The 23,923-nt window shown below is 60.2% G+C and carries 16 protein-coding genes, 2 tRNA genes and 1 pseudogene; 13 read left to right on the top strand and 6 right to left on the bottom strand.

Annotated elements, in window-relative coordinates:
• Positions 1 to 97 precede the first annotated feature (97 nt).
• On the top strand, positions 98 to 2,032 hold the full coding sequence (locus JFV26_RS02755; protein WP_201189508.1) for a methyl-accepting chemotaxis protein: 1,935 nt from the start codon (positions 98 to 100) through the stop codon (positions 2,030 to 2,032).
• Positions 2,033 to 2,142: 110 nt separating this feature from the next.
• Here the strand turns inward: JFV26_RS02755 and JFV26_RS02750 are convergent, their stop codons facing one another.
• The 4 genes from JFV26_RS02750 to JFV26_RS02735 all read right to left on the bottom strand — a co-directional run bounded on the left by JFV26_RS02750 (position 2,143) and on the right by JFV26_RS02735 (position 5,383).
• A complete protein-coding gene (locus JFV26_RS02750; protein WP_201189506.1) occupies positions 2,143 to 3,708 on the bottom strand; it encodes an ABC transporter permease in 1,566 nt (521 codons plus the stop codon).
• A complete protein-coding gene (locus JFV26_RS02745; protein WP_201189504.1) occupies positions 3,708 to 4,718 on the bottom strand; it encodes an extracellular solute-binding protein in 1,011 nt (336 codons plus the stop codon). Before JFV26_RS02745 ends, JFV26_RS02750 begins: the two co-directional genes overlap by 1 nt.
• A gap of 326 nt (positions 4,719 to 5,044) precedes the next feature.
• Positions 5,045 to 5,131 (bottom strand) — tRNA-Leu (locus JFV26_RS02740).
• Between the two features lie 165 nt (positions 5,132 to 5,296).
• Positions 5,297 to 5,383: transfer RNA gene (locus JFV26_RS02735), tRNA-Leu, on the bottom strand.
• A 226-nt stretch (positions 5,384 to 5,609) separates the two neighbouring features.
• Here JFV26_RS02735 and rnr point away from each other — a divergent pair.
• The 12 genes and pseudogenes from rnr (at position 5,610) to JFV26_RS02675 (ending at position 22,995) form a co-directional block, all read left to right on the top strand.
• Positions 5,610 to 8,249 carry a ribonuclease R gene (gene rnr, locus JFV26_RS02730; RefSeq protein ID WP_201189502.1) on the top strand — a complete coding sequence of 880 codons (2,640 nt, stop codon included), beginning with the start codon at positions 5,610 to 5,612 and terminating at the stop codon, positions 8,247 to 8,249.
• Positions 8,246 to 9,007 carry a 23S rRNA (guanosine(2251)-2'-O)-methyltransferase RlmB gene (gene rlmB / locus JFV26_RS02725; protein ID WP_201189500.1) on the top strand — a complete coding sequence of 254 codons (762 nt, stop codon included), beginning with the start codon at positions 8,246 to 8,248 and terminating at the stop codon, positions 9,005 to 9,007. Before rnr ends, rlmB begins: the two co-directional genes overlap by 4 nt.
• Positions 9,008 to 9,305: 298 nt before the next feature.
• Entirely contained in the window at positions 9,306 to 9,728 is a 423-nt protein-coding gene (rpsF, locus tag JFV26_RS02720) for a 30S ribosomal protein S6 (RefSeq protein ID WP_054595362.1), read from the top strand.
• Between the two features lie 28 nt (positions 9,729 to 9,756).
• The gene (rpsR, locus tag JFV26_RS02715) at positions 9,757 to 9,987 is read left to right on the top strand and encodes a 30S ribosomal protein S18 (RefSeq protein ID WP_002551829.1); all 231 of its coding nucleotides are present in this window, start codon (positions 9,757 to 9,759) and stop codon (positions 9,985 to 9,987) included.
• Between the two features lie 36 nt (positions 9,988 to 10,023).
• Entirely contained in the window at positions 10,024 to 10,917 is an 894-nt protein-coding gene (locus JFV26_RS02710) for a hypothetical protein (RefSeq protein ID WP_201189498.1), read from the top strand.
• A gap of 19 nt (positions 10,918 to 10,936) precedes the next feature.
• Positions 10,937 to 11,383, top strand: coding sequence for a 50S ribosomal protein L9 (gene rplI, locus JFV26_RS02705; protein WP_054044100.1), 447 nt, complete (start codon positions 10,937 to 10,939; stop codon positions 11,381 to 11,383).
• A 122-nt stretch (positions 11,384 to 11,505) separates the two neighbouring features.
• Positions 11,506 to 12,900 carry a replicative DNA helicase gene (gene dnaB, locus JFV26_RS02700; RefSeq protein WP_201189496.1) on the top strand — a complete coding sequence of 465 codons (1,395 nt, stop codon included), beginning with the start codon at positions 11,506 to 11,508 and terminating at the stop codon, positions 12,898 to 12,900.
• A gap of 232 nt (positions 12,901 to 13,132) precedes the next feature.
• Positions 13,133 to 15,438: pseudogene (locus tag JFV26_RS02695) on the top strand (YgiQ family radical SAM protein).
• A 302-nt stretch (positions 15,439 to 15,740) separates the two neighbouring features.
• On the top strand, positions 15,741 to 19,016 hold the full coding sequence (locus tag JFV26_RS02690) for a transglutaminase family protein (protein ID WP_201189494.1): 3,276 nt from the start codon (positions 15,741 to 15,743) through the stop codon (positions 19,014 to 19,016).
• Positions 19,017 to 19,104: 88 nt separating this feature from the next.
• Entirely contained in the window at positions 19,105 to 21,591 is a 2,487-nt protein-coding gene (locus tag JFV26_RS02685; RefSeq protein WP_201189492.1) for a circularly permuted type 2 ATP-grasp protein, read from the top strand.
• The gene (locus JFV26_RS02680) at positions 21,591 to 22,481 is read left to right on the top strand and encodes a transglutaminase family protein (protein WP_201189490.1); all 891 of its coding nucleotides are present in this window, start codon (positions 21,591 to 21,593) and stop codon (positions 22,479 to 22,481) included. Before JFV26_RS02685 ends, JFV26_RS02680 begins: the two co-directional genes overlap by 1 nt.
• Before the next feature lie 136 nt (positions 22,482 to 22,617).
• Complete coding sequence (locus JFV26_RS02675) at positions 22,618 to 22,995, top strand: NUDIX hydrolase (protein ID WP_201189488.1); 378 nt, start codon at positions 22,618 to 22,620, stop codon at positions 22,993 to 22,995.
• Positions 22,996 to 23,068: 73 nt separating this feature from the next.
• On the opposite strand, the gene JFV26_RS02670 is transcribed toward JFV26_RS02675, so the two are convergent.
• Together JFV26_RS02670 and JFV26_RS02665 are read right to left on the bottom strand one after the other, a co-directional pair.
• A complete protein-coding gene (locus JFV26_RS02670; RefSeq protein ID WP_046044817.1) occupies positions 23,069 to 23,260 on the bottom strand; it encodes a hypothetical protein in 192 nt (63 codons plus the stop codon).
• Between the two features lie 68 nt (positions 23,261 to 23,328).
• Positions 23,329 to 23,916 carry an LOG family protein gene (locus tag JFV26_RS02665; RefSeq protein WP_201189486.1) on the bottom strand — a complete coding sequence of 196 codons (588 nt, stop codon included), beginning with the start codon at positions 23,914 to 23,916 and terminating at the stop codon, positions 23,329 to 23,331.
• Positions 23,917 to 23,923: the final 7 nt, after the last annotated feature.

The following is a 23,923-nucleotide window of genomic DNA, read 5'->3' as shown; positions in this document are numbered from 1 at the left end:
TCTGTCTGTCGGGCGGCACGACCCTTGCTGTGAAGTTGATTAAAGCATCGCTTCCAGCGTGCCATCAATTTAATGGCGCCAAGCAGAGGGATTTTAAGTGTCAGCCATTCTCTCATTGTTACAAAGCCGGCTTCTGCGGCCCGTGTTCGTTACCCTTGGTATCGCCCTTTTGGTGCAAGTGTTGGTGGCCGTCGCTCTGACCCGGAGCACAGTGACTGCATTGGAGGCTGATCTGGGTAAGCGCCTGGGCGCCGACAGTCAAAAGCTCTCCGGCGAACTCGAGCAGGCGGGGCGTGAAGTCACGTCGAGCCTGGACAGCTTGTCCACCAACACCCGTCAGCGACTCACCGCCGGCCTGTCTTCACGTCTGAAGGACGAGCAGGCGCAGTTGCGTACGACATTGGAAAAAGACCTGAAGGACTCCGCCAATGATATGGCGCAGCTCCTGGCCTCGGTCGCACCCCGCGCCATGTGGGACAGCGACGTTCCGACCCTGTCCGAATTTGCCCGCCGGGCCCAGCGCAATCCGAACGTGTTGTTCGTGGTCTACGACGACGCCACCGGCCAGCACCTGACGCGCTACCTGAATCGGGAGAACCCGATCAACAAGGCGCTGCTGGAGAAGGGCCAGGGCGAGCGAGCGCTGGACAAGGTGCTGGATGCGGCGAAGAACGATCAGTCGGTCTACTACCTCGAAGCCTCGATCAGCCCTAATGGCGTGGAAATCGGCAAAGTATTGATGGGCGTTTCCACTGCTTCGGTGGAAACCGATCTGGCGGCTCTGGACAAACGCTTCTCGGCGCTGATCGCCAGCAGTGATCAACTGGTCGGCGACAGCCTCAAGGGTGCGGCGGCTGACAGTGCGGCAGCGATGGGTGCGCGTTTGCAGTCGGCGCAGTCCACAGCCTCTGAAATGCAAGCCAACACCACCGGCACCGTGCAGGAAGCGGCGGGCACCTTGCGCTGGCGCATCGGCATGGGCCTGGCGATTGTAGGTCTCGGTGTGTTGCTGTTGCTGGCCGTGGTGTTGGGTCGTCGAGTGGTCAATCGCTTGAAAATGCTGATCGCGGCCATGGATGATCTGGCGGCGGGTGAGGGTGACCTGACCAAGCGTGTGCAGATCAACAGCAAGGACGAAATCGGCGACATGGCCTCGGCGGTCAATCGCTTTGTGGATAAGTTGCAGCCGATCGTGCGTGAAGCGGGCGATGTCGCCCAGCGTACCGGCGTAGAAATTGGCGCCATGACCCTGCGTAATGCCGGGGCCGATGCGGCGGCCGGCATGCAGCGCGATGAGGTGGCCGAGAGCCTGCGCGCGTTGTCGCAAATGGCCGATGAAGCTCAGTCTGAAAGTCATGCGATGCAGGCGGCGTTACAGCAAGTGGTGGACATTCGTTCGGCCACCGATGAGAACACCCGGACCTCGGCGAAGGTCGGCAGCTTGATCGAGGCGTTGGCCGGGCAGGTTGATACGGGCGCGAAGGTTATCGAACGCCTGGCGCAACAAAGTGAACAGATTGAAGTGGTGCTGACGGTGATTCACGGGATCGCCGAGCAAACCAACCTGCTGGCGCTGAACGCGGCCATCGAAGCGGCGCGGGCCGGCGAGACCGGGCGCGGGTTCGCCGTGGTGGCGGACGAAGTGCGGGCGCTGGCGAGCAAGACTCAAAGCTCGACCGGCGACATCCAGGCGCATATCGTGGCCTTGCAGCAAGGTGCGCGTGAGGCGGTGGCGGCGATTGGTCAGGCCGGGCGTCAGGCCAGCGAAGGCTTGCTGGTATTGCGTGACAGCGCGCGGTTGCAGCAGTCGGTGCAGGCATCGGTCGAGCAGGTGCATGCGGCGATTGGCCTGGCGACCCAGGCAGCGGCGCATCAGGCGCAAGGCGCGCAAGCGGTGCGTGGCCGGGTTGAAACCATTCATGCCCAGGCTGAGAAAGCGGCTCAGGCGGTGGTGGAGACCACGGCCAGTGGGAAGGTGCTGGATGGGTTGGCAGCGCAGTTGAAGGCGAGCCTGGGGCAGTTCAGGGCTTAAGCCTTTTAAGATCAAAAGATCGTCCGAACGCGGCCCGAGCCTTCGGCAGCTCCTACAGGGTGTACACATTCCCATGTAGGAGCTGCCGAAGGCTGCGATCTTTTGCTTTATCAACGGCTCAAATACATCCGCGTCGTCAGTAGATAAACTGGCAACCCCGACACCACTATCAACAACGCCGCATAAGGCGCCGCCGCCGCAAACTCCACGTTCGCGGTATGCGCCCAGACTTCCGTCGCCAGCGTATTCAGCCCGGTCGGGCTCAGCAGCAACGTCGCCGTGAGTTCCTTCATCGCATCCAGAAACACCAGCGCAAACGCTGCGCCGAGTGCCGGAAAAATGATCGGCAAGGTCACCCGGCAAAACGCGCTGAACGACGACGCCCCCAGCGTGCGAGCGGCCTCTTCCAGTTGCGGTGCCGCCTTGTTCAGCGCCGTGCGAATCGGCGCCTGAGCCAGCGGCAGAAACAGCAGCGCATAAGCGATCAGCAGCAGCATCGACGTCTGGTACAGCGCCGGCACATAGTGCAGGGCGAAATACACCAGGGTCAGTGCGATCACCAGGCCTGGCAGCGCATGTAGCAGATACGGCAGGCGCTCGGCCCAGATCGCCAGCTGACCTTTGTAGCGCACCACCAGCAACCCCACCGGCACCGCCAGCGCCAGGCACAGCGCCGCGCCACCCAGTGAGAGCGCCAGGGACGACAGCAATGCCTCGCTGATCGCCGCGACCGGGAACGCCGCCGATGAGCCGACCGCCAGCCAGTACGCCAGCATTCCCAGCGGAATGCCGCTGCCGATGATCGCCAGCGTCACGCAATAAACCTGTCCGGCGGCAGCCCAAGGCCCCAGGCGAACCTGTTCTGCATGCCGCGCCGCGCCCTGGCCGGTGCGTACATGGCGCCCTTTGCCGCGCACGCGCAGTTCAAGCCACAGCAACACCAGGCAAAGCGCCAGAAGCACCGCCGAGAGCATCGCCGCATTGGCGTTGCTGAATTCCAGTTCGAACTGTTGATAGATCGCCGTGGTGAACGTCTGCAGGCCGATGATCGACAGCGCGCCGAACTCCACCAGCATGTGCAGCGCGATCAGCAGCGAGCCGGCCAGCAAGGACGGCCAAAGCAGTGGCAGGGTAACTCTGAAAAACACACCCCAGCGGTTCTGCCCCAGGGTACGGGCGGACTCTTCCAGCGAAGGATCAAGATTGCGCAGCGTTGCCGCCACCGGCAGAAACACCAGCGGATACTTGGACAAGGTCATTACCAGAATCGCCCCGCCCAAGCCTTCGAAATGAGCACTGAGGGAAACCCAGGTAAAGCTGCTGACGAACGCCGGCACGGCGAACGGCAAGCACAGGATCACGCCCCACAGCCGTCGTCCCTTCAGGTTGCTGCGCTCCAGCAGCCAGGCCAGCGACAGGCCAATCACGCCGCAAGCCAGCGTTACGCCGACCATCAGCGACAGGGTGTTGCGCAGCAGGCCAAACACATACGGTCGCCACAGCAGGTGCAGCGCCTCGGCCCAGCCTGCTTGCCAGGTCTTGAGCCCGACATAGGCCAGCGGCAACAAACTGAGTACGACCAGCAACACCACCGGCAGCAACAGCCAGATCGGCGGCCGCTTGCGCCGTGGCACGTAACCCCCGCGCACGGCGGGGGCGGGTAGCGATGCGCTCATCAGTTCAAGCCAACGTCGCGTTCCAGGTCCAGGGCTTCTTCGGCATTGCCGAGGTCGGCTGGGGTGACTTTGGGCGCTTCGAGTTCGCTGAACGGCTTGAGCTCGCGATCCGATGCCATGCCTTTGTGCAACGGGTATTCGGCGGTGGTCTGGGTGATCACGCGCTGACCTTCTTCGCTGGCCATGTAGGCGAGCAATTGCTGGGCTTCTTTTGGATGTTTACTGGACTTCAGCACGGCCGCGCTGGAAACGGTGATCAGCCCGCCGACGTCGCCGCCCGTGAAGTAATGCAGTTTCGAGTCGAGCTGGCCTTTTTCGCGCTGCAAGGCGAACCAGTAATAGTTGTTCACCAGCACGGTCGCGATTTCGCCATTTTCCACGGCTTTGAGGGCGACCATGTTGTTGCTGTAGACCTTGCCGAACGCGCGCAGGCCGGTCAGCCATTCTTCGGCGGCGTCCATGCCGTGAGTCTTGATGATCGCCACGGCTTGTTCCTGGAAGGCACCGCTGGACGGTACGAAACCGACCTTGCCTTGCCATTTTGGGTCGGAGAATTCCATGACCGATTTCGGCAGGTCTTTTTCATCGATCAGTTTCGGGTTGAAGGCGATCACGCGGACCCGGGCGGTGATGCCGATCCAGGTACCATTGCCCGCAACGTAGTCTTTCGGCAGAACGGCGAGAGTGGCGGCATCGGTCTGGGCCAGCAAGCCCTGTTCGCCGAGCTTGTTCAGGGGCGGCGATTCTTCGGTGTAGATCACGTCGGCGGGGGAGCGATCGCCTTCTTCGACGACCTGGCTGGCGAGCTGGTTGCTGCTGCCTTTACGCACATTGACGTGAATCCCGGTCTTGGCTTCAAAGGCTTTGGCGACAGCGTCGCCGACTTCCTTGTGTTGGCCGTTATAGAGCGTCAGGGAAACCGGGTCGGCGGCTTGGGTGAGGGGAGTGGCGAGTGCCAGGCCGAGGAGGGTAAAGGTCAGGCCGCGGCGCAGGGTATTTCGAAACATCATTCGCAGGGTTCCTCACTGTCGCATTGCAAAAACTTGCAACAATGATAAACGATATTGTTTCTCAAGTGCGTCTCGCGGGCGGGACAAGGCTCTGCTGGAGCAGTCCCGGGCACAACGCTGACCCCCGTAGGAGCTGCCGAAGGCTGCGATCTTTTGATCTTGAATGATGGCGGAGCTGAAATTGCGACAGATCAAAAGATCGCAGCCTTCGGCAGCTCCTACAGAGATCGTGTTGGCATATTCAAGAAACTTTCAAATACCAGAAACGCAAAAACCCGCTTTCGCGGGTTTTTGTGAAATTCCAGAGCGAACTCTGAAATTTGAATTGGTGCCCAGAAGAAGACTCGAACTTCCACGACCTTGCGGTCACCAGCACCTGAAGCTGGCGTGTCTACCAATTTCACCATCTGGGCATAATCTTCAGCGTTGCCGCTGTTGATGTGGCGCACTATACGGAGAGCTGTTTGATCTGTAAACCCCTGATTTGGTTTTAATAAACCAGATGTCCAGAATGCAAAAACCCGCTTTCGCGGGTTTTTGTGTGAGCCTTGAAATTGATCTAATCTCAAGCTCTGAATTGGTGCCCAGAAGAAGACTCGAACTTCCACGACCTTGCGGTCACCAGCACCTGAAGCTGGCGTGTCTACCAATTTCACCATCTGGGCAGTATCGGCAACGCTAGTGCGTCGTCGATGGCGCGCACTATACGGAGCGTCTTTTTAACTGTAAACCCCCGGCATCAAAAAAACCTGGAATATTTCGCCAGTGGCATTTAAATCAGCTTCGCGGTGTCGATAAAGGGCTTTAGATGGGCTGTCACAGCCTGAAATTTCCCGTTTCATTACGCCTATGCCAAACTAACCCGCATATAGACAAGGTGAAAACTCTCTAATGGCCGATTGGCAGTCCCTCGATCCCGAGGCCGCTCGTGAAGCGGAAAAATATGAAAACCCTATTCCTAGCCGCGAACTGATCCTTCAGCACCTTGCTGATCGAGGTTCGCCTGCTAACCGCGAGCAGCTGGTCGAAGAGTTTGGTCTGACCACGGAAGACCAGATCGAAGCCCTGCGCCGCCGCCTGCGCGCCATGGAGCGCGACGCTCAACTCATCTATACCCGTCGCGGCACTTATGCGCCGGTGGACAAGCTCGACCTGATCCTGGGCCGCATCAGCGGTCACCGTGACGGCTTCGGCTTCCTGGTCCCGGACGACGGCAGTGACGACCTGTTCATGAGCCCGGCGCAAATGCGTCTGGTATTCGACGGCGACCGTGCCCTGGCCCGTGTTTCCGGCCTGGACCGTCGCGGTCGCCGCGAAGGCATGATCGTCGAAGTGGTATCCCGTGCCCACGAGACCATCGTCGGCCGTTACTTCGAAGAAGGCGGTATCGGCTTCGTCGTCGCGGATAACCCGAAGATCCAGCAAGAAGTGCTGGTCACGCCGGGCCGCAATGCCGACGCCCAGATCGGTCAATTCGTCGAAGTGAAGATCACTCACTGGCCGACGCCACGCTTCCAGCCGCAGGGCGACGTGGTTGAGGTCGTGGGTAACTACATGGCGCCGGGCATGGAAATCGATGTTGCCCTGCGCACCTACGACATTCCTCACGTCTGGCCTGAGGCGGTGCTCAAAGAAGCCGCCAAGCTCAAGCCGGAAGTCGAAGAGAAAGACAAAGAGAAGCGCATCGACCTGCGTCATCTGCCGTTCGTGACCATCGACGGTGAAGATGCGCGCGACTTCGATGACGCGGTTTACTGCGAATCCAAGCCGGGCAAGCTGCGCCTGTTCTCCGGTGGCTGGAAGTTGTACGTGGCCATTGCCGACGTCTCCAGCTACGTGAAGATCGGTTCTGCGCTGGACAACGAATCCCAGGTTCGCGGCAACTCGGTGTACTTCCCCGAGCGCGTCGTGCCGATGCTGCCAGAGCAGCTGTCCAACGGCCTGTGCTCGCTGAACCCGCACGTCGATCGCCTGGCCATGGTTTGCGAGATGACCATCTCCAAATCCGGCGAGATGACCGACTACTGCTTCTACGAAGCGGTGATCCATTCCCACGCTCGCCTGACTTACAACAAAGTCAGCGCGATGCTCGAAACGCCGAAACTCACCGAGGCGCGTCAGCTCCGTGGCGAGTACACCGACGTTCTGCCGCACCTCAAGCAGCTTTACGCACTGTACAAAGTGCTGCTGGCTGCTCGTCACGTGCGTGGCGCGATCGATTTCGAAACGCAGGAAACCCGGATCATCTTCGGGACCGAGCGCAAGATTGCCGAAATCCGTCCAACCGTTCGTAACGATGCGCACAAGCTGATTGAGGAGTGCATGCTGGCGGCCAACGTGGCCACGGCTGAATTCCTGAAGAAGCACGAAATCCCGGCGCTGTATCGCGTCCACGATGGTCCGCCGCCGGAGCGCCTGGAAAAACTGCGCGCCTTCCTTGGCGAGCTTGGCCTGTCCCTGCACAAAGGCAAGGACGGCCCGTCGCCGAAGGATTACCAGGCATTGCTGGCGAGCATCAAGGATCGTCCGGATTTCCACCTGATCCAGACCGTCATGCTGCGTTCGTTGAGCCAAGCGGTTTATAGCGCCGATAACCAGGGCCACTTCGGCCTGAATTACGAAGCCTATACCCACTTCACTTCGCCGATCCGCCGCTACCCGGACTTGCTCACGCATCGGGCGATTCGTAGCGTCATCCATTCGAAAATGGACACCCCGCACGTTCGCCGCGCTGGCGCGATGAGCATTCCGAAGGCGCGCATCTATCCGTACGACGAAGCGACCCTGGAGCAGCTCGGCGAGCAGTGCTCGATGAGCGAGCGCCGTGCCGACGAAGCGACCCGCGACGTTGTGAACTGGCTCAAGTGCGAGTTCATGAAAGACCGCGTGGGCGAGTCGTTCCCGGGTGTGATCACCGCCGTGACCGGTTTCGGCCTGTTCGTCGAGCTTACCGATATTTATGTCGAAGGCCTGGTGCACGTCACCGCGCTGCCGGGTGATTACTACCACTTTGATCCTGTGCACCACCGCCTCGCCGGTGAGCGTACCGGTCGCAGCTTCCGCCTGGGCGACACCGTTGAAGTGCGCGTGATGCGCGTTGACCTCGACGAACGCAAGATCGACTTCGAGATGGCTGAAAAGACCATCAGCGCGCCGATCGGTCGCAAGAAACGCGGTACTGAAGCCACCGCACCTGCGGCCTCTGCTGCAAAAGCAGCGGCAGAACCGGCTCCGGCGAAAACCGGTCGTCGTCCTGCCAAGGAAAAGGCTGTCGAAGCCTATCGCCCAAGCGATGCGGCGGCGAAAAATGCCGAGCTGCGCAAAAGCCGTGAAATGAAGCAGGCGTTGCTGTCTGAAGCGAAAAGCGGCGGTAAAGCGGCGTCTGGGGGAAAGACCGGGCGGTCGGCGCCTGACAAGGCTCCCGGCGGCAAGCCAGCGAAACCGAGTAAACACCGTAAAGGCCCGCCAAAAGCGGGTTCGGCTCCAGCTGCCAAAAGCGGCGGGGCACGTAAACCTAAGGCCAAGTCATGAGTCAGTTGGAAAAAATCTACGGCGTGCATGCGGTAGAAGCGTTGCTGCGTCATCACCCAAAACGCGTCAAGCAGATCTGGCTGGCTGAAGGCCGCAGTGAACCGCGGGTTCAGACGCTGATCACGCTGGCGAACGAAAACCGCGTGCCTGTCGGCAATGCTGAGCGTCGCGAGCTGGATGCCTGGGTTGATGGCGTGCACCAGGGCGTGGTGGCGGATGTGAGTCCGAGCCAGGTCTGGGGCGAGGCGATGCTCGACGAACTGCTCGATCGCAGCGAAGGCGCACCGCTATTGCTGGTGCTCGACGGCGTGACCGACCCGCACAACCTCGGTGCTTGCCTGCGTTCGGCCGATGCGGCCGGTGCGCTGGCAGTGATCGTGCCGAAGGACAAGTCAGCTACCCTGACCCCGACGGTGCGTAAAGTGGCCTGCGGCGCGGCGGAAGTGATTCCGTTGGTGGCCGTGACCAACCTGGCGCGGACCCTGGAAAAACTCAAGCAGCGCGGCTTGTGGGTTGTCGGTACGGCAGGCGAGGCTGAGCAGAGTCTGTATCAGCAAGACATGACCGGCCCGACCATCCTGATCATGGGCGCTGAAGGCAGCGGCATGCGTCGCCTGACTCGCGATCTTTGCGACTACCTGGTGCACTTGCCGATGACCGGCAGTGTCAGCAGTCTCAACGTTTCCGTGGCGACCGGCGTGTGCCTGTTTGAAGCTCAGCGCCAGCGTAGCGTCAAGGCTGCCACCAAAAAGTCCTGACACTCCCCCTTGTAGGCGCTGTGTAGGAGCTGTCGAGTGAAACGAGGCTGCGATCTTTTGATTTTTCAAGATCAAAAGATCGCAGCCTTCGGCAGCTCCTACAGGTGTTCGGCTTTAATCCTGGTGATTGTTCAAATAATCACCAATTGCCTTGCACCCTTCCTGCCCCTTCTCTACAATTGCGCCCCTTGCTGTGACGGCAGGCACGCATGTGTCTATCGCCGGCAAGTCCATAAGTGTCATTCACTCCTTGTCTGACCGCTTTTGAGCGGCAGGCTACAACCCGTAAGGAGCATTCATGCGTCATTACGAAATCATCTTTTTGGTCCACCCGGATCAAAGCGAGCAAGTCGGCGGCATGGTAGAGCGTTACACCAAGCTGATCGAAGAAGACGGCGGCAAAATCCACCGTCTGGAAGATTGGGGCCGTCGTCAACTGGCCTACGCAATCAACAATGTTCACAAGGCTCACTACGTGATGCTGAACGTTGAATGCACTGGCAAGGCCCTGGCCGAGCTGGAAGACAACTTCCGCTACAACGATGCAGTGATCCGTAACCTGGTCATCCGTCGCGAAGAAGCCGTTACCGGCCAATCCGAGATGCTCAAGGCTGAAGAAAACCGCAGTGAGCGCCGTGAGCGTCGCGACCGTCCTGAGCACGAAGGCGCTGAAAGCGTTGACAGTGATGACAGCGACAACAGCGATAACGCTGACGAGTAATCCACGGACCTTTTGAGGAGCCTATTACATGGCACGTTTCTTCCGTCGTCGTAAATTCTGCCGCTTCACCGCTGAAGACGTGAAAGAGATCGATTACAAAGATCTCAACACCCTGAAAGCATACGTATCCGAGACCGGCAAAATTGTTCCAAGCCGTATCACCGGTACCAAAGCTCGTTATCAGCGTCAGCTGGCCACCGCTATCAAGCGCGCCCGCTTCCTGGCCCTGCTGGCCTACACCGACAGCCACGGCCGCTGAGACCGGGCAGTCGACACGTAGCAAAGGATTGAATGCATGCGCGCCATAGCTGAGTTCATCATGCGCGGCCGTATGCAGGCCACTCTGGTAGTGGCCGGATGCGCAACGTTGCCGTTGTTGTATTGGTTGGGTGCTGCCGCGGGATGCCTTGTGCTCCTGCGGCGCGGATTGAAGGACGCCATTGGCGTACTTGCTCTGGGATTGCTGCCGGCATTGGTCTGGTGGCTTTACTCCGACGACCCACGGGCACTTCTGGTGCTGCTGGGGTCTTGGAGCCTTGCGTTGGTTTTGCGCGCAAGTGAGTCCTGGAACCGCGTGCTGCTGGTCAGCATAGCGATGGGGGTGGTGTTTTCGGTGGTGCTGGGGACAGCTTTTGCTCCCCAAATCGAGATGCTGGCGCAGGCCTTGATAAAGGTCATGCCGTCGCTACTCGGTGATGTCTACCAGAAGTTGTCGGTAGACGAGCAAGCGCGTTTCGCGTCCCTGATTGCACCGGTCCTGACCGGCCTGATTGCGGCCTTGTTGCAAATCGTCAGTGTGCTGAGCCTGCTTGTCGGGCGCTACTGGCAGGCGTTGTTGTACAACCCGGGTGGTTTTGGTCGCGAGTTTCGCGCCATCCGATTCCCGCTGGGGCTGGCGATGTTACTGCTGGCGTTCATGCTGCTGGGGCCGAATTTCGGTTCACAGATGGCCATGTTGACGCCGTTGTGCAGTGTACCGCTGGTGTTCGCCGGGCTGGCCCTGATTCACGGGCTGGTGGCGCAAAAGCGACTGGCCAGGTTCTGGCTGGTGGGGTTGTACGTGACGCTGTTGCTGTTTATGCAACTGATCTATCCGTTGCTGGTGGTCTTGGCCATCGTCGACAGCCTGATTGATTTTCGCGGTCGTCTGGCGCCGAAAGACGCCGATAACGCGAACGGTGAAGGTTAAAAGTTAAGAGGATTTTCACATGCAACTGATCCTTCTGGAAAAAGTCACCAACCTGGGCAACCTGGGTGACAAAGTGAACGTTAAGGCTGGTTACGGTCGTAACTACCTGCTGCCTTACGGCAAAGCAACCGCTGCGACCGCTGCCAACGTGGCTGCGTTCGAAGAGCGTCGCGCTGAGCTGGAAAAAGCCGCAGCAGACCGTAAAACTTCGGCTGAAAACCGCGCCGCCCAACTGGCTGAGCTGGAAGTGACTATCACTGCCACCGCTGGTGACGAAGGCAAGCTGTTCGGTTCGATCGGTACTCACGACATCGCTGATGCACTGACCGCCTCTGGCGTTGAAGTTGCAAAAAGCGAAGTTCGTCTGCCGAACGGCACCATCCGCAACGTAGGCGAATTCGACGTAGCCGTGCACTTGCACGCTGAAGTTGAAGCCACCGTACGCGTTGTCGTGGTAGCAGCTTAAGCAGCACTTGTCGGCTGGCACCCTCGGGTGCTTGTCGGTAACATCGGGCACGATCCTGTTTACAGGTCGTGCCCTTTGTCTTTCTGCAGTTCCTGATTTTCAAAATACTAATTCAAGTGGCCATGAACGATATCTCCGCTCCCGAGCAATATGATCTGCAAACCGCTTCCCTGAAGGTGCCGCCGCACTCCATCGAGGCCGAACAGGCTGTGCTCGGTGGGTTGATGCTGGACAACAATGCCTGGGAACGCGTGCTCGATCAGGTTTCGGATGGCGATTTCTATCGGCATGACCACCGCCTGATCTTCCGTGCGATCGCCAAGCTGGCGGATCAGAACTCGCCAATCGACGTCGTGACCCTGGCCGAGCAATTGGACAAGGAAGGTCAGACTTCGCAAGTTGGCGGCCTCGGCTACCTCGGTGAGCTGGCGAAAAACACGCCGTCCGTCGCGAACATCAAGGCGTATGCCCAGATCGTCCGCGCGCGGGCGACCTTGCGCCAACTGATCGGCATTGCCTCCGAAATTGCCGACAGCGCCTTCAACCCCGAAGGCCGCACGGCGGAAGAGATTCTCGACGAAGCCGAACGACAGATCTTCCAGATCGCTGAGGCCCGGCCAAAAACCGGCGGCCCGGTGAGTGTGAATGACCTGCTGACCAAGGCCATCGACCGTATCGACACCTTGTTCAACACCGACAACGCCATTACCGGCCTGTCGACCGGTTACACCGACCTCGACGGCATGACCAGCGGCCTGCAGCCGTCTGACCTGATCATCGTCGCCGGCCGTCCATCGATGGGTAAAACCACCTTTGCGATGAACCTGGTGGAAAACGCCGTGTTGCGCAGCGACAAGTGCGTACTGGTTTACTCGCTGGAGATGCCAGGTGAATCGCTGATCATGCGTATGTTGTCGTCCCTCGGCCGTATCGACCAGACCAAAGTCCGGGCCGGTCGCCTGGAAGATGACGATTGGCCGCGCCTGACCTCGGCCGTCAATCTGCTCAATGACCGCAAGCTGTTTATCGACGATACCGCCGGTATCAGCCCCTCGGAGATGCGTGCGCGGACCCGACGCCTGGTACGTGAGCACGGCGACGTCGCCTTGATCATGATCGACTACCTGCAACTGATGCAGATCCCGGGTTCGAGCGGCGACAACCGGACCAACGAGATTTCCGAAATTTCCCGTTCCTTGAAAGCCCTGGCCAAGGAATTCAACTGCCCGGTGGTGGCGTTGTCCCAGCTCAACCGCTCCCTGGAGCAACGGCCGAACAAACGCCCGATCAACTCCGACTTGCGGGAGTCCGGAGCGATCGAGCAGGATGCTGACGTCATCATGTTCGTCTACCGGGACGAGGTATATCACCCGGAAACCGAGCACAAGGGAATCGCCGAGATCATCATCGGCAAGCAGCGGAACGGCCCGATCGGTACGTCACGACTGGCGTTCATCGGTAAGTACACCCGCTTCGAAAACCTTGCGCCGGGCAGCTACAACTTCGACGACGAGTAATTATTCGGCGTCTGGTGTGGCCTCATCGCGAGCAAGCTTTGCTCCTACAGGTATTCGCAAACGACCTGTAGGAGCAAAGCTTGCTCGCGATGAACGATAATGCGGTTCCCGTTTATGCCCCCGTGTTTGAGTCAACACCAATTTCCGACCATAGCCGTCGGAATTGGTTATTTTTTGTGCTATATTCCGCGCCCGCGAAATTCAATGAAAGCCAACACCGGTTATCGACATGATGCAAGCAGCCAAGCCGTTATTTGACTATCCCAAGTACTGGGCCGAATGTTTCGGGCCAGCGCCATTCCTGCCCATGAGCAGGGAGGAGATGGATCAGCTCGGCTGGGATTCCTGCGACATCATCATCGTCACCGGTGATGCGTACGTTGACCATCCGTCGTTTGGCATGGCAATCATCGGCCGGCTGCTGGAGTCCCAGGGCTTCCGCGTCGGGATCATTGCCCAGCCGAACTGGCAGTCCAAGGACGACTTCATGAAGCTCGGTGAGCCGAACCTGTTCTTCGGTGTCGCGGCCGGCAACATGGACTCGATGATCAACCGCTACACCGCCGACAAGAAAGTCCGTTCCGATGACGCCTACACCCCCGGTGGCATGGCGGGCAAACGTCCGGACCGCGCAAGCCTGGTCTACAGCCAACGCTGTAAAGAAGCCTACAAAAACGTGCCGATCGTCCTCGGTGGCATCGAAGCTTCCCTGCGCCGCATCGCCCACTACGATTACTGGCAGGATCGGGTGCGTAACTCGATCCTGATCGATGCCTGTGCCGATATCCTGCTGTACGGCAATGCCGAGCGTGCGATCGTCGAAGTCGCCCAGCGTCTGTCCTATGGTCACAAGATCGAAGACATCACCGACGTGCGCGGTACCGCGTTCATCCGTCGCGATACGCCGAAAGACTGGTACGAAGTCGATTCCACGCGTATCGACCGTCCGGGCAAGGTCGACAAGATCATCAACCCGTACGTGAACACCCAGGACACTCAGGCCTGCGCCATCGAGCAGGAAAAGGGACCGGTCGAGGATCCGGAAGAAGCCAAGGTCGTACAGATCCTGGCCAGCCCGAAGATGACTCGCGATAAAACCGTGATTCGTCTGCCATCGGTTGAGAAGGTTCGTGGTGATGCGGTTCTCTACGCTCACGCCAACCGCGTGCTTCACCTGGAAACCAACCCGGGCAACGCCCGTGCGCTGGTACAGAAGCATGGCGAAGTCGACGTCTGGTTCAACCCGCCGCCGATTCCGATGACCACCGAAGAAATGGACTACGTGTTCGGCATGCCTTACGCACGGATTCCGCACCCGGCGTATGGCAAGGAAAAATTCCGGCCTACGACATGATCCGCTTCTCGGTGAACATCATGCGTGGCTGCTTCGGTGGCTGCACCTTCTGCTCGATCACCGAGCACGAAGGCCGGATCATCCAGAACCGTTCCGAAGAGTCGATCATTCGCGAAATCGAAGAGATCCGCGACAAGGTCCCAGGCTTCACCGGCGTCATTTCCGACCTCGGCGGCCCGACCGCGAACATGTACCGCATCGCCTGCAAGACCCCGGAAATCGAATCCGCGTGCCGCAAGCCATCGTGCGTGTTCCCTGGCATTTGCCCGAACCTGAACACCGACCACTCGTCGTTGATCCAGCTGTATCGCAGCGCCCGTGCCTTGCCGGGGGTGAAGAAGATCCTGATCGCTTCCGGCCTGCGCTACGACCTCGCGGTCGAGTCGCCGGAATACGTCAAGGAACTGGTGACCCACCACGTCGGTGGTTACCTGAAGATCGCCCCGGAACACACCGAGGAAGGTCCGCTCAACCAGATGATGAAGCCGGGCATTGGCAGCTATGACAAGTTCAAGCGCATGTTCGAGAAGTACTCCAAGGAAGCCGGGAAAGAGCAGTACCTGATTCCGTACTTCATCGCTGCCCACCCGGGCACCACCGACGAAGACATGATGAACCTGGCCCTGTGGCTCAAGGGCAACGGCTTCCGCGCCGACCAGGTGCAGGCGTTCTACCCGTCGCCGATGGCCACCGCCACCGCCATGTACCACTCGGGCAAGAACCCGCTGCGCAAGGTCACTTACAAGAGCGACGCCGTGACCATCGTCAAGAGCGAAGAGCAGCGTCGTCTGCACAAGGCGTTCTTGCGTTACCACGACCCGAAAGGCTGGCCGATGCTGCGTGAAGCGCTGACCCGCATGGGCCGCGCCGACCTGATCGGGCCGGGCAAGACCCAGTTGATCCCATTGCATCAACCGGCCACCGACAGCTACCAGAGCGCCCGTCGCAAAAATTCGACGCCGGCTGGCAGCCATAAAGTGGCGGCAACTGAAAAGACCACCAAGATCCTGACCCAGCACACCGGCCTGCCGCCGCGTGCCAGCGACGGTGGCAACCCGTGGGACAAGCGTGAACAGGCCAAGGCTGCGGCGTTCGCCCGCAACCAGCAAGCCGCCAAGGACCGCAAGGATGCGGCCAAAGGCAAGGGGCCAAAGCCTGCGCGCAAGCCGGTTGTACCGCGCTAAGCCTCGCTTGAGCTGAACAGAACGCCAACCTTCGGGTTGGCGTTTTGCGTTGTGGATCAAGATCAAAAGATCGCAGCCTTCGGCAGCTCCTACAGGCATTCGTGATTCCATGTAGGCGTTGCCGAAGGCTGCGATCTTTTGATCTTCGCCACATTTGCGTGCAATCCCCTCAAACCAAATTCCCGCATTGCCCGATTTTGGTGCTGTACTGCCCTAAGCAAATCTGTGAAAGCGCCAGCGCTGCTGGGTGGCATAAGTCTTGCGCGCTTTCGAATACGCTTTAGGCTCGCAGGAGGCACGCCGTGTCGATTCATGTCGCATTGCATCACGTCACGCATTACCGCTACGACCGCGCCGTCGAGCTCGGTCCGCAGATCGTTCGCCTGCGCCCGGCCGCCCACAGTCGCACGCGGATTTTGTCCTATGCGCTGAAAGTCTCGCCCGAGCAGCACTTCATCAACTGGCAGCAGGACCCTCAGGGCAACTACCTGGCGCGGTTGGTGTTTCCGGAGAAAACCGATGAACTGCGGATCGAAGTCGACTTGCTGGCGGAAATGGCAGTCTTCAATCCGTTCGATTTCTTCCTGGAGCCCTACGCAGAAAAGATTCCTTTCACTTACGCCGCCGATGAGCGCAAAGAACTGGCGCCGTACCTGGAAACCTTGCCCCTGACGCCGAAGTTCAAGGCCTATCTGGACGGCATCGACCGCACACCGTTGCCCAGTGTGGATTTCCTGGTGGCGCTCAACCAGCGTCTGAGCGAAGACATCGGTTACCTGATCCGCATGGAACCCGGCGTCCAAACCCCCGAATTCACCCTCGAACATGCTTGCGGCTCCTGCCGCGATTCGGCGTGGTTGCTGGTGCAATTGCTGCGCAACCTCGGGCTGGCGGCACGTTTCGTCTCTGGCTACCTGATCCAACTGACTGCCGACGTCAAAAGCCTCGACGGCCCGTCCGGCACTGACGTGGATTTCACCGACCTGCACGCCTGGTGCGAGGTCTATTTGCCCGGCGCCGGCTGGATAGGCCTGGACGCGACCTCAGGGCTATTTGCCGGTGAAGGACATATTCCGTTGGCATGTAGCCCCGATCCGGGCTCTGCGGCACCGATCAGTGGCTTGGTGGAACCGTGCGAGTGCGAATTCACCCACGAAATGTCCGTGGAGCGGATTTGGGAAGCGCCACGGGTAACAAAACCCTACACCGAGGACCAGTGGCTGGCGATCCAGGCGCTGGGCCGGCAGATCGATGCCGACCTGCTGGAAGGTGACGTACGCCTGACCATGGGCGGCGAGCCGACCTTCGTGTCGATCGATGATCCGGACGGCGCCGAGTGGAACACCGCAGCGCTTGGGCCGGACAAGCGTCGCCTCTCCGCCGAATTGTTCCAGCGGATGCGCAAACATTACGCGCCCAAAGGCCTGGTGCATTTCGGCCAGGGCAAGTGGTATCCCGGCGAACAACTGCCGCGCTGGTCGCTGAACTGCTACTGGCGCCGTGATGGCGTGCCGATCTGGCACAACAGCGCGCTGATCGCCGATGAACAGGAAGACTACGGCGCCGATGGCGAACTGGCCGGGCGTTTTCTGGCGAGTGTCGCCGAACGCCTGAAAATTGCGACACGCTTTGTGTTTCCAGCCTACGAAGACAATTTCTATTACCTCTGGCGCGAAGGCACGTTGCCGCAGAACGTCAGCGCCGAAGACTCACGTCTGGAAGAACCTTTGGAGCGTGCGCGGCTGCGCAAAGTCTTCAGCCAGGGGTTGGACAAGGTCATCGGCCAGGTCCTGCCGCTGGCGCGCACCGCCAAGGGTGATCAATGGCAAAGCGGTCGCTGGTACCTGCGCGAAGAACATTGCCGGCTCGTGCCGGGGGATTCGCCGCTGGGTTATCGCTTACCGCTCGGTTCACAGCCTTGGGTGAAAGCGGCGGAGTATCCGTTTATCCATCCCAATGATCCGAACCAGGAATTCCCGATACTTCCCGACACCGTCGCATTGAACAGTCCGGGCGTGCCGGCCGAAGCGGTTGAGCGCGAACCGAAAATCGACGAGTCCGCCGACTGGCTGACCCGCACCGCATTCTGCGCCGAGGCGCGGGAAGGGCGGTTGTACCTGTTCATGCCGCCATTGGAACGGGTCGAGGACTACCTGGAACTGGTCACCGCCATCGAGGCCACGGCTCAGGAACTGCATTGCCCGGTGTTGCTGGAAGGCTATGAACCGCCGAGCGATCCGCGCCTGAGCAATTTTCGCATCACCCCGGATCCGGGCGTGATCGAAGTCAACGTGCAGCCGTCCGCGACTTGGGACGAATTGGTTGAGCGCACTGAATTTCTGTACGAAGAAGCGCGCCAGACCCGGCTGACCACCGAGAAATTCATGATCGACGGTCGGCACACCGGCACCGGCGGCGGTAACCATTTCGTACTCGGTGGTGCGACCCCGGCTGACTCACCATTCCTGCGCCGCCCGGATTTGCTGCGCAGCCTGATCAGTTACTGGCATAACCACCCGGCCTTGTCCTACCTGTTTTCCGGATTGTTCATCGGCCCGACCTCCCAGGCGCCGCGGGTGGACGAGGCGCGTAACGACGCGTTGTATGAGCTGGAAATCGCCTTCGCCCAGATGCCGGAACCGGGCGAAGAGTGCGCGCCGTGGCTGGTGGATCGCCTACTGCGTAACCTGCTGATCGATGTCACTGGCAACACCCACCGCGCCGAGTTCTGCATCGACAAACTCTATTCTCCGGACGGCGCCACCGGGCGTCTCGGATTGCTCGAGTTGCGTGCCTTTGAAATGCCGCCTCACGCACGCATGAGCCTGGCTCAGCAGTTATTGTTGCGAGCGCTGGTGGCGCGGTTCTGGCGTGAGCCTTATGCGCCGCCGAAACTCGCGCGTTGGGGCACCGAGCTGCACGATCGCTTCCTGTTGCCGCACTTTATCGAGCAGGACTTCGCCGATGTCATCGTCGACTTGAACGCGGCCGGTTATCCGGTGCGGGCCGAGTGGTTTGCCGCGCACCTGGAATTCCGCTTTCCGAAGGTCGGCGATTACGTCGTCAGTGGCATCGCGCTGGAAGTGCGTCAGGCGCTGGAGCCTTGGCATGTGCTGGGCGAGGAAGGCGCGGTCGGTGGCACGGTGCGTTATGTGGATTCGTCGCTGGAGCGCTTGCAGGTCAAGCTCACCGGCCTGGCGCCGCAGCGTTATCTGTTGACCTGCAACGGCATCCCGGTGCCGTTGCAACCCACCGGGCGGGTCGGCGAGTTCGTCGCAGGCGTGCGCTTCCGGGCCTGGCAACCGTCCAACTGCCTGCAACCGACGATCCCGGTCCACGCGCCACTGGTGTTCGACTTGCTCGATACCTGGATGGAGCGATCGCTGGGTGGCTGTCAGTACCACGTCGCCCATCCGGGCGGGCGCAACTATGACAGTCTGCCGGTGAATGCCAATGAGGCCGAGAGCCGAAGGATGGCGCGATTCTTCCGAATCGGACACACCCCAGGGAAACTTCCCATACCGAACGTGACGATTAACGACGAGCTGCCGATGACACTCGATTTGCGACGTTTCTAAGCCCTGCGCGACGCTCGGATTTTTCATATATCCGGGCGTCATGAGCCTGCGTTAGTCTGACCGTTCTTTGCTGTCTGCCGAGCTTTCCATGCCTGACCTGCTTGACCGCTACCCGCTGACGGCGGGCACTTACCACGAACTGCTCGACGACAGCGGCGCCGTGCGCCCGCATTGGCGTCGGCTGTTCGATCAATTGCAACGCAGCACCCCGACGCAACTGGTGCAGCGCCAGGCTTTGCTGACCCGGCAGATCCAGGAAAACGGCGTGACTTACAACGTCTACGCCGACCCCAAGGGCGCCGATCGTCCGTGGGAACTGGACCTGTTGCCTCACGTGATTGCGGCTGATGAGTGGCAGCAATTGTCCGCCGGGATTGCTCAGCGGGCGCGGCTGCTCAATGCCGTGCTGGCGGATTTGTATGGTCCGCAACGTTTGATCGCCGAAGGGCTGCTGCCGGCCGAACTGGTGTTCGGTCACAACAACTTCCTGTGGCCGTGTCAGGGTATTGCGCCGCCGGACGGGGCGTTTCTGCACTTGTATGCCGTGGACCTGGCGCGCACTCCCGACGGCCGTTGGTGGGTGACGGCGGACCGGACCCAGGCGCCGTCCGGTGCCGGTTACGCATTGGAAAACCGCACCATCGTGTCCCGGGCCTTTCCCGAGCTGTACCGCGATTTGAAGGTGCAGCACCTGGCCGGATTCTTCCGCACGTTGCAGGAAACCCTGGCCCGTCAGGCACCGAGTGACGATGAAGTGCCGCTGGTGGTGCTGCTGACACCAGGTCGGTTCAACGAAAGCTATTTTGAACATTTGTACCTGGCGCGCCAACTCGGTTATCCACTGGTGGAGGGCGGCGACCTGACGGTGCGCGATGCCACCGTCTACCTGAAAACCTTGAGCGGGCTACGCCGGGTTCACGCGATCATGCGGCGCCTGGACGATGACTTCTGCGATCCGCTGGAGCTGCGCACCGACTCGGCCCTCGGCGTGCCGGGGTTGCTGGAAGCGGTGCGTCAGGGCCGGGTGCTGGTAGCCAACGCATTGGGCAGCGGCGTGCTGGAGTCGCCGGGTCTGCTGGGCTTTCTGCCAAGGATCAATCAGTTCCTGTTCGGCGAAGAACTGATCCTGCCGTCCATCGCCACGTGGTGGTGTGGTGAAGCGCCAGTGTTGGCTCAAGCTTTGGAAAAGTTGCCGGAGTTGCTGATCAAACCGGCATTTCCGTCCCAGAGCTTCGCGCCGGTGTTTGGCCGTGATTTGAGTGAAAAGCAGCGTCAAGCACTGGCCGAGCGCATGCAGGCGCGGCCTTACGCCTATGTCGCGCAAGAACTGGCGCAACTGTCCCAGGCGCCGATCTGGCAAGCCGAGGATGGTCAGTTGCAACCCCGTGCCATTGGCATGCGCGTGTACGCGGTGGCCAGTCGCGATGGCTATCGGGTGTTGCCCGGCGGCCTGACCCGGGTGGCGGCCGAGGCCGATGCCGAAGTGGTGTCGATGCAGCGTGGTGGCGCGAGCAAGGATACGTGGGTGCTTGGCGAGCGAGCCCCCAGCGGTGAACAATGGAAAACCCAACGCACGATCGGCGTTCACGATCTGGTGCGACGCGATCCCTATCTGCCGTCGCGGGTGGTCGAGAATCTGTTCTGGTTTGGTCGGTACTGCGAGCGCTGCGATGACAGTGCACGGTTGCTGCGGATCATGCTCGCGCGTTATGTCGACGGCGATGACCCGCAAGCCTTGGAGGCGGCGGTCGATCTCGGTGAGCGTCTGAATCTGCTGCCCGACGAAGGCGAGTTGCCGGAGCGTTTGCTGGCGGCGCTGCTTGGCGATGACTGGCCGTTCAGCCTGCGTTCCAACCTGCAACGTTTGCAGTGGGCGGCCTCGCAAGTGCGCGGCAAGCTCTCGCGGGAAAACTGGCAAGCGTTGGTGGAGTTGCAGCGCGAGGCTATCGAACTGGAAACCGAAGATCCGGATTTCGGCGAGTTGCTGGATTTCCTCAACCGCTTGGTCATGTCGCTGGCGGCGCTGTCCGGTTTTGCCCTGGACGACATGACCCGGGACGAAGGCTGGCGCTTCCTGATGATCGGCCGCCGGATCGAGCGACTGCAGTTTCTCAGTGGGAGTCTGGCGGCGTTTCTGCGCGGTACCGGCGCTTTCGATCAGGCCGGGCTGGAATGGCTGCTGGAGTTGGGTAACAGCAGCATCACCTACCGCTCGCGGTATTTGGCCGTGGCGCAATTGATCCCGGTGCTCGACCTGTTGCTGCTGGATGAGCAAAACCCCCATGCGGTGTTGTTCCAGTTGAAACTGGTGACCCGCACACTGAAGCGCTTGAACGACGATTTCGGCGCCCCGCGAGAGGCCGGGTTGCCGCAATTGGTGGAGCGTCTGGCGCACTTTGATCTGGGCTGCCTGGAGAACTCGCTGTTTGGTGAGGCCAGTGTCCACGCGGCTGTCGAGGGCTTGGCCGATCTACTGCAAGAGATCGCCGATGCCAGCGGCCAGGTTTCCGATCGCCTGGCTTTACGCCATTTTGCCCATGTCGATGATGTCAGCCAGCGCACGGTGTCCGTCTGATGAATGCCCGTTACCAGATTTTCCACGACACCCATTATCACTACGACAGCCCGGTGTCCCTGGCGCAGCAACTGGCGCACTTGTGGCCGCGCGCCTGCACCTGGCAACGCTGCACTGCGCAGGCGTTGCTGATCAGCCCGGACCCGACGACCCGGCGGGATGAACTGGACGTGTTTGGCAATCCGCTTACTCGGTTGGCGTTCGAGCGTCCCCACGATGAGTTGCTGGTGAACGCGCAGCTAACCGTCGAAGTACTGGCCCGGCCGACCCTGGATTTCAATCTATCGCCGGCCTGGGAAGACACCCGCAATGCGCTGACTTACAGCAGTCAGCCGCTGTCGCCCGAACTGCTCGAAGCCTGTCGTTATCGTTTCGAATCGCCGTACGTGCATTTGAAGCGCAACTTCGTCGAGTTTTCCGAAAGCTGCTTTCCTGCGGGGCGGCCATTACTGTTGGGCGTCCAGGCATTGATGGAGAAGATTTTCAGCGAGTTCACCTTTGATGCCGAGGCGACCCAGGTGGCCACGCCGCTGGTGGAGGTGCTGGAGCGTCGGCGCGGCGTCTGTCAGGACTTCGCGCACCTGATGCTGGCGTGTGTGCGTTCCCGTGGTTTGGCGGCGCGCTACATCAGTGGTTATTTGTTGACCCAGCCACCACCGGGGCAACCACGGATGATTGGCGCCGACGCATCCCACGCCTGGGTCTCGGTGTTTTGTCCGGTGCTCGGCTGGGTGGATTTCGATCCAACCAACAACGTGCAACCGGCGCTGGAACACATCACGCTGGCCTGGGGGCGGGATTTTTCCGATGTCTCGCCGTTGCGCGGGGTGATTCTTGGCGGTGGTAACCATGACCCGGAAGTTCGGGTGACGGTGATGCCACTGGATTAACACTGTTCCTGGATAGGTGGTGATTGGGAAATTGCCAGGATCGCAGCCTTCGGCAGCTCCTGCATGAAACGCATGTACCCTGTAGGCGCTGCCGAAGGCTGCGATCTTTTGATTTTGCGGTGAAAGGAGATGTCCAATGTTCCCGGTCTCAATCAAAGGCGTCCTGCAATCCCCCGACGGCCTGGTCGTGCTGATGCTCAACGAGCGTGACGAATGGGAGTTACCCGGCGGGCGAATTGAACTGGGCGAAACGGCACCGGATTGCCTGGCACGGGAAATCGCCGAGGAACTGGACGTCGAGGTGGAGGTGGGAGCGCCGCTGGATTCGTATTTGTTCGAGGTCATCCCCGGCAAACACGTGTTCATCTCGACTTACCGCTGCCAGTTGCCGGGCGGTTTTGTGCCGACGATCAGTCATGAACACAAGGAGATCGGGTTGTTTGATCCGGCGAACTTGCCGGCCAACTTGCCCAAGGGGTATCGCGATTCGATTTATAAAGCGCTGGGCCTGTGAGGGTCAGCAGCAGGACTGCTGACCCTGGACACAGATCCGGTGAGCCTGATCAGATCATCGGGCTCTGAGGGTCTCAGGCGTCAGGCGCCTGATCTTTCGGTGTTTCAACATCATCTTCTGCCGCCACTTCACCTTCTGCATCCGGGTTCAGTGCTGCTGCTTCTTCTTCAGCTGTAGCTTTCTTGCGCTGAAGCTTTTCCTCTTTCTTCTGCTCCTTGGCCAAGTCTCTCTGACGTTTGGCGAAGGAATAATTAGGTTTAGCCATGGGCGATCCTCTGGGGTCGAAGGTGAGGTTGAGCGGCGCATATTCTGCCCTGTATCGGTGCCTAGCCGTTAGCTGGGTTTTTGCTCGGCCCATTTTGGCAGGATCGAGGGTTGCCAGGCGTCCAGGGCATCGAGCAGGGTTTGCGGCGATTCGCTCACTTGCAGCATGTCACGGTGTGGTTCGCGAACGAAGCCTTCGCCGACGATATGATCAAGAAAAGCGGTTAATTTGCTATAGAAACCGTTTACTTCGAGCAAACCGAGAGGCTTGCCATGGTAGCCGAGCTGGCCCCAGGTCCAGACTTCAAACAGTTCTTCGAGCGTGCCGAGGCCGCCAGGCAGGGCGATAAACGCGTCGCTGAGTTCGGCCATCCGCGCCTTGCGCGCATGCATGCCGTCGACCACTTCCAGGCGCGTCAGGCCGCTGTGGCCGATTTCCTTGTCCTTGAGGCTTTGCGGGATGATCCCGATCACTTCGCCACCGGCCGCCAGGGCGGCATCGGCGACGATCCCCATCAGCCCGACGGCGCCCCCGCCATAGACCAGGGTCAGCTTGCGCTCGGCCAATGCTCGCCCCAAGGCGACAGCCGCTTCACGATAAGCCGGGTTGGTGCCAGTGCTGGCACCGCAAAATACACAGACGGACGCTATAGACATGCCTTGC

It is taken from the genome of Pseudomonas sp. TH31 (genome assembly GCF_016650815.1).
Taxonomy (GTDB): Bacteria; Pseudomonadota; Gammaproteobacteria; order Pseudomonadales; family Pseudomonadaceae; genus Aquipseudomonas.
This window is presented reverse-complemented; position numbering and strand designations above follow the sequence as displayed.

Bases quoted from the DNA above. Each gene is read 5' to 3' on its own strand.
- JFV26_RS02750 (WP_201189506.1), bottom strand. From the start codon at position 3,708: ATGAGCGCATCGCTACCCGCCCCCGCCGTGCGCGGGGGTTACGTGCCA.
- JFV26_RS02745 (WP_201189504.1), bottom strand. From the start codon at position 4,718: ATGATGTTTCGAAATACCCTGCGCCGCGGCCTGACCTTTACCCTCCTC.
- rnr (WP_201189502.1), top strand. From the start codon at position 5,610: ATGGCCGATTGGCAGTCCCTCGATCCCGAGGCCGCTCGTGAAGCGGAA.
- rlmB (WP_201189500.1), top strand. From the start codon at position 8,246: ATGAGTCAGTTGGAAAAAATCTACGGCGTGCATGCGGTAGAAGCGTTG.
- rpsF (WP_054595362.1), top strand. From the start codon at position 9,306: ATGCGTCATTACGAAATCATCTTTTTGGTCCACCCGGATCAAAGCGAG.
- rpsR (WP_002551829.1), top strand. From the start codon at position 9,757: ATGGCACGTTTCTTCCGTCGTCGTAAATTCTGCCGCTTCACCGCTGAA.
- JFV26_RS02710 (WP_201189498.1), top strand. From the start codon at position 10,024: ATGCGCGCCATAGCTGAGTTCATCATGCGCGGCCGTATGCAGGCCACT.
- rplI (WP_054044100.1), top strand. From the start codon at position 10,937: ATGCAACTGATCCTTCTGGAAAAAGTCACCAACCTGGGCAACCTGGGT.
- dnaB (WP_201189496.1), top strand. From the start codon at position 11,506: ATGAACGATATCTCCGCTCCCGAGCAATATGATCTGCAAACCGCTTCC.
- JFV26_RS02685 (WP_201189492.1), top strand. From the start codon at position 19,105: ATGCCTGACCTGCTTGACCGCTACCCGCTGACGGCGGGCACTTACCAC.
- JFV26_RS02680 (WP_201189490.1), top strand. From the start codon at position 21,591: ATGAATGCCCGTTACCAGATTTTCCACGACACCCATTATCACTACGAC.
- JFV26_RS02675 (WP_201189488.1), top strand. From the start codon at position 22,618: ATGTTCCCGGTCTCAATCAAAGGCGTCCTGCAATCCCCCGACGGCCTG.
- JFV26_RS02670 (WP_046044817.1), bottom strand. From the start codon at position 23,260: ATGGCTAAACCTAATTATTCCTTCGCCAAACGTCAGAGAGACTTGGCC.
- JFV26_RS02665 (WP_201189486.1), bottom strand. From the start codon at position 23,916: ATGTCTATAGCGTCCGTCTGTGTATTTTGCGGTGCCAGCACTGGCACC.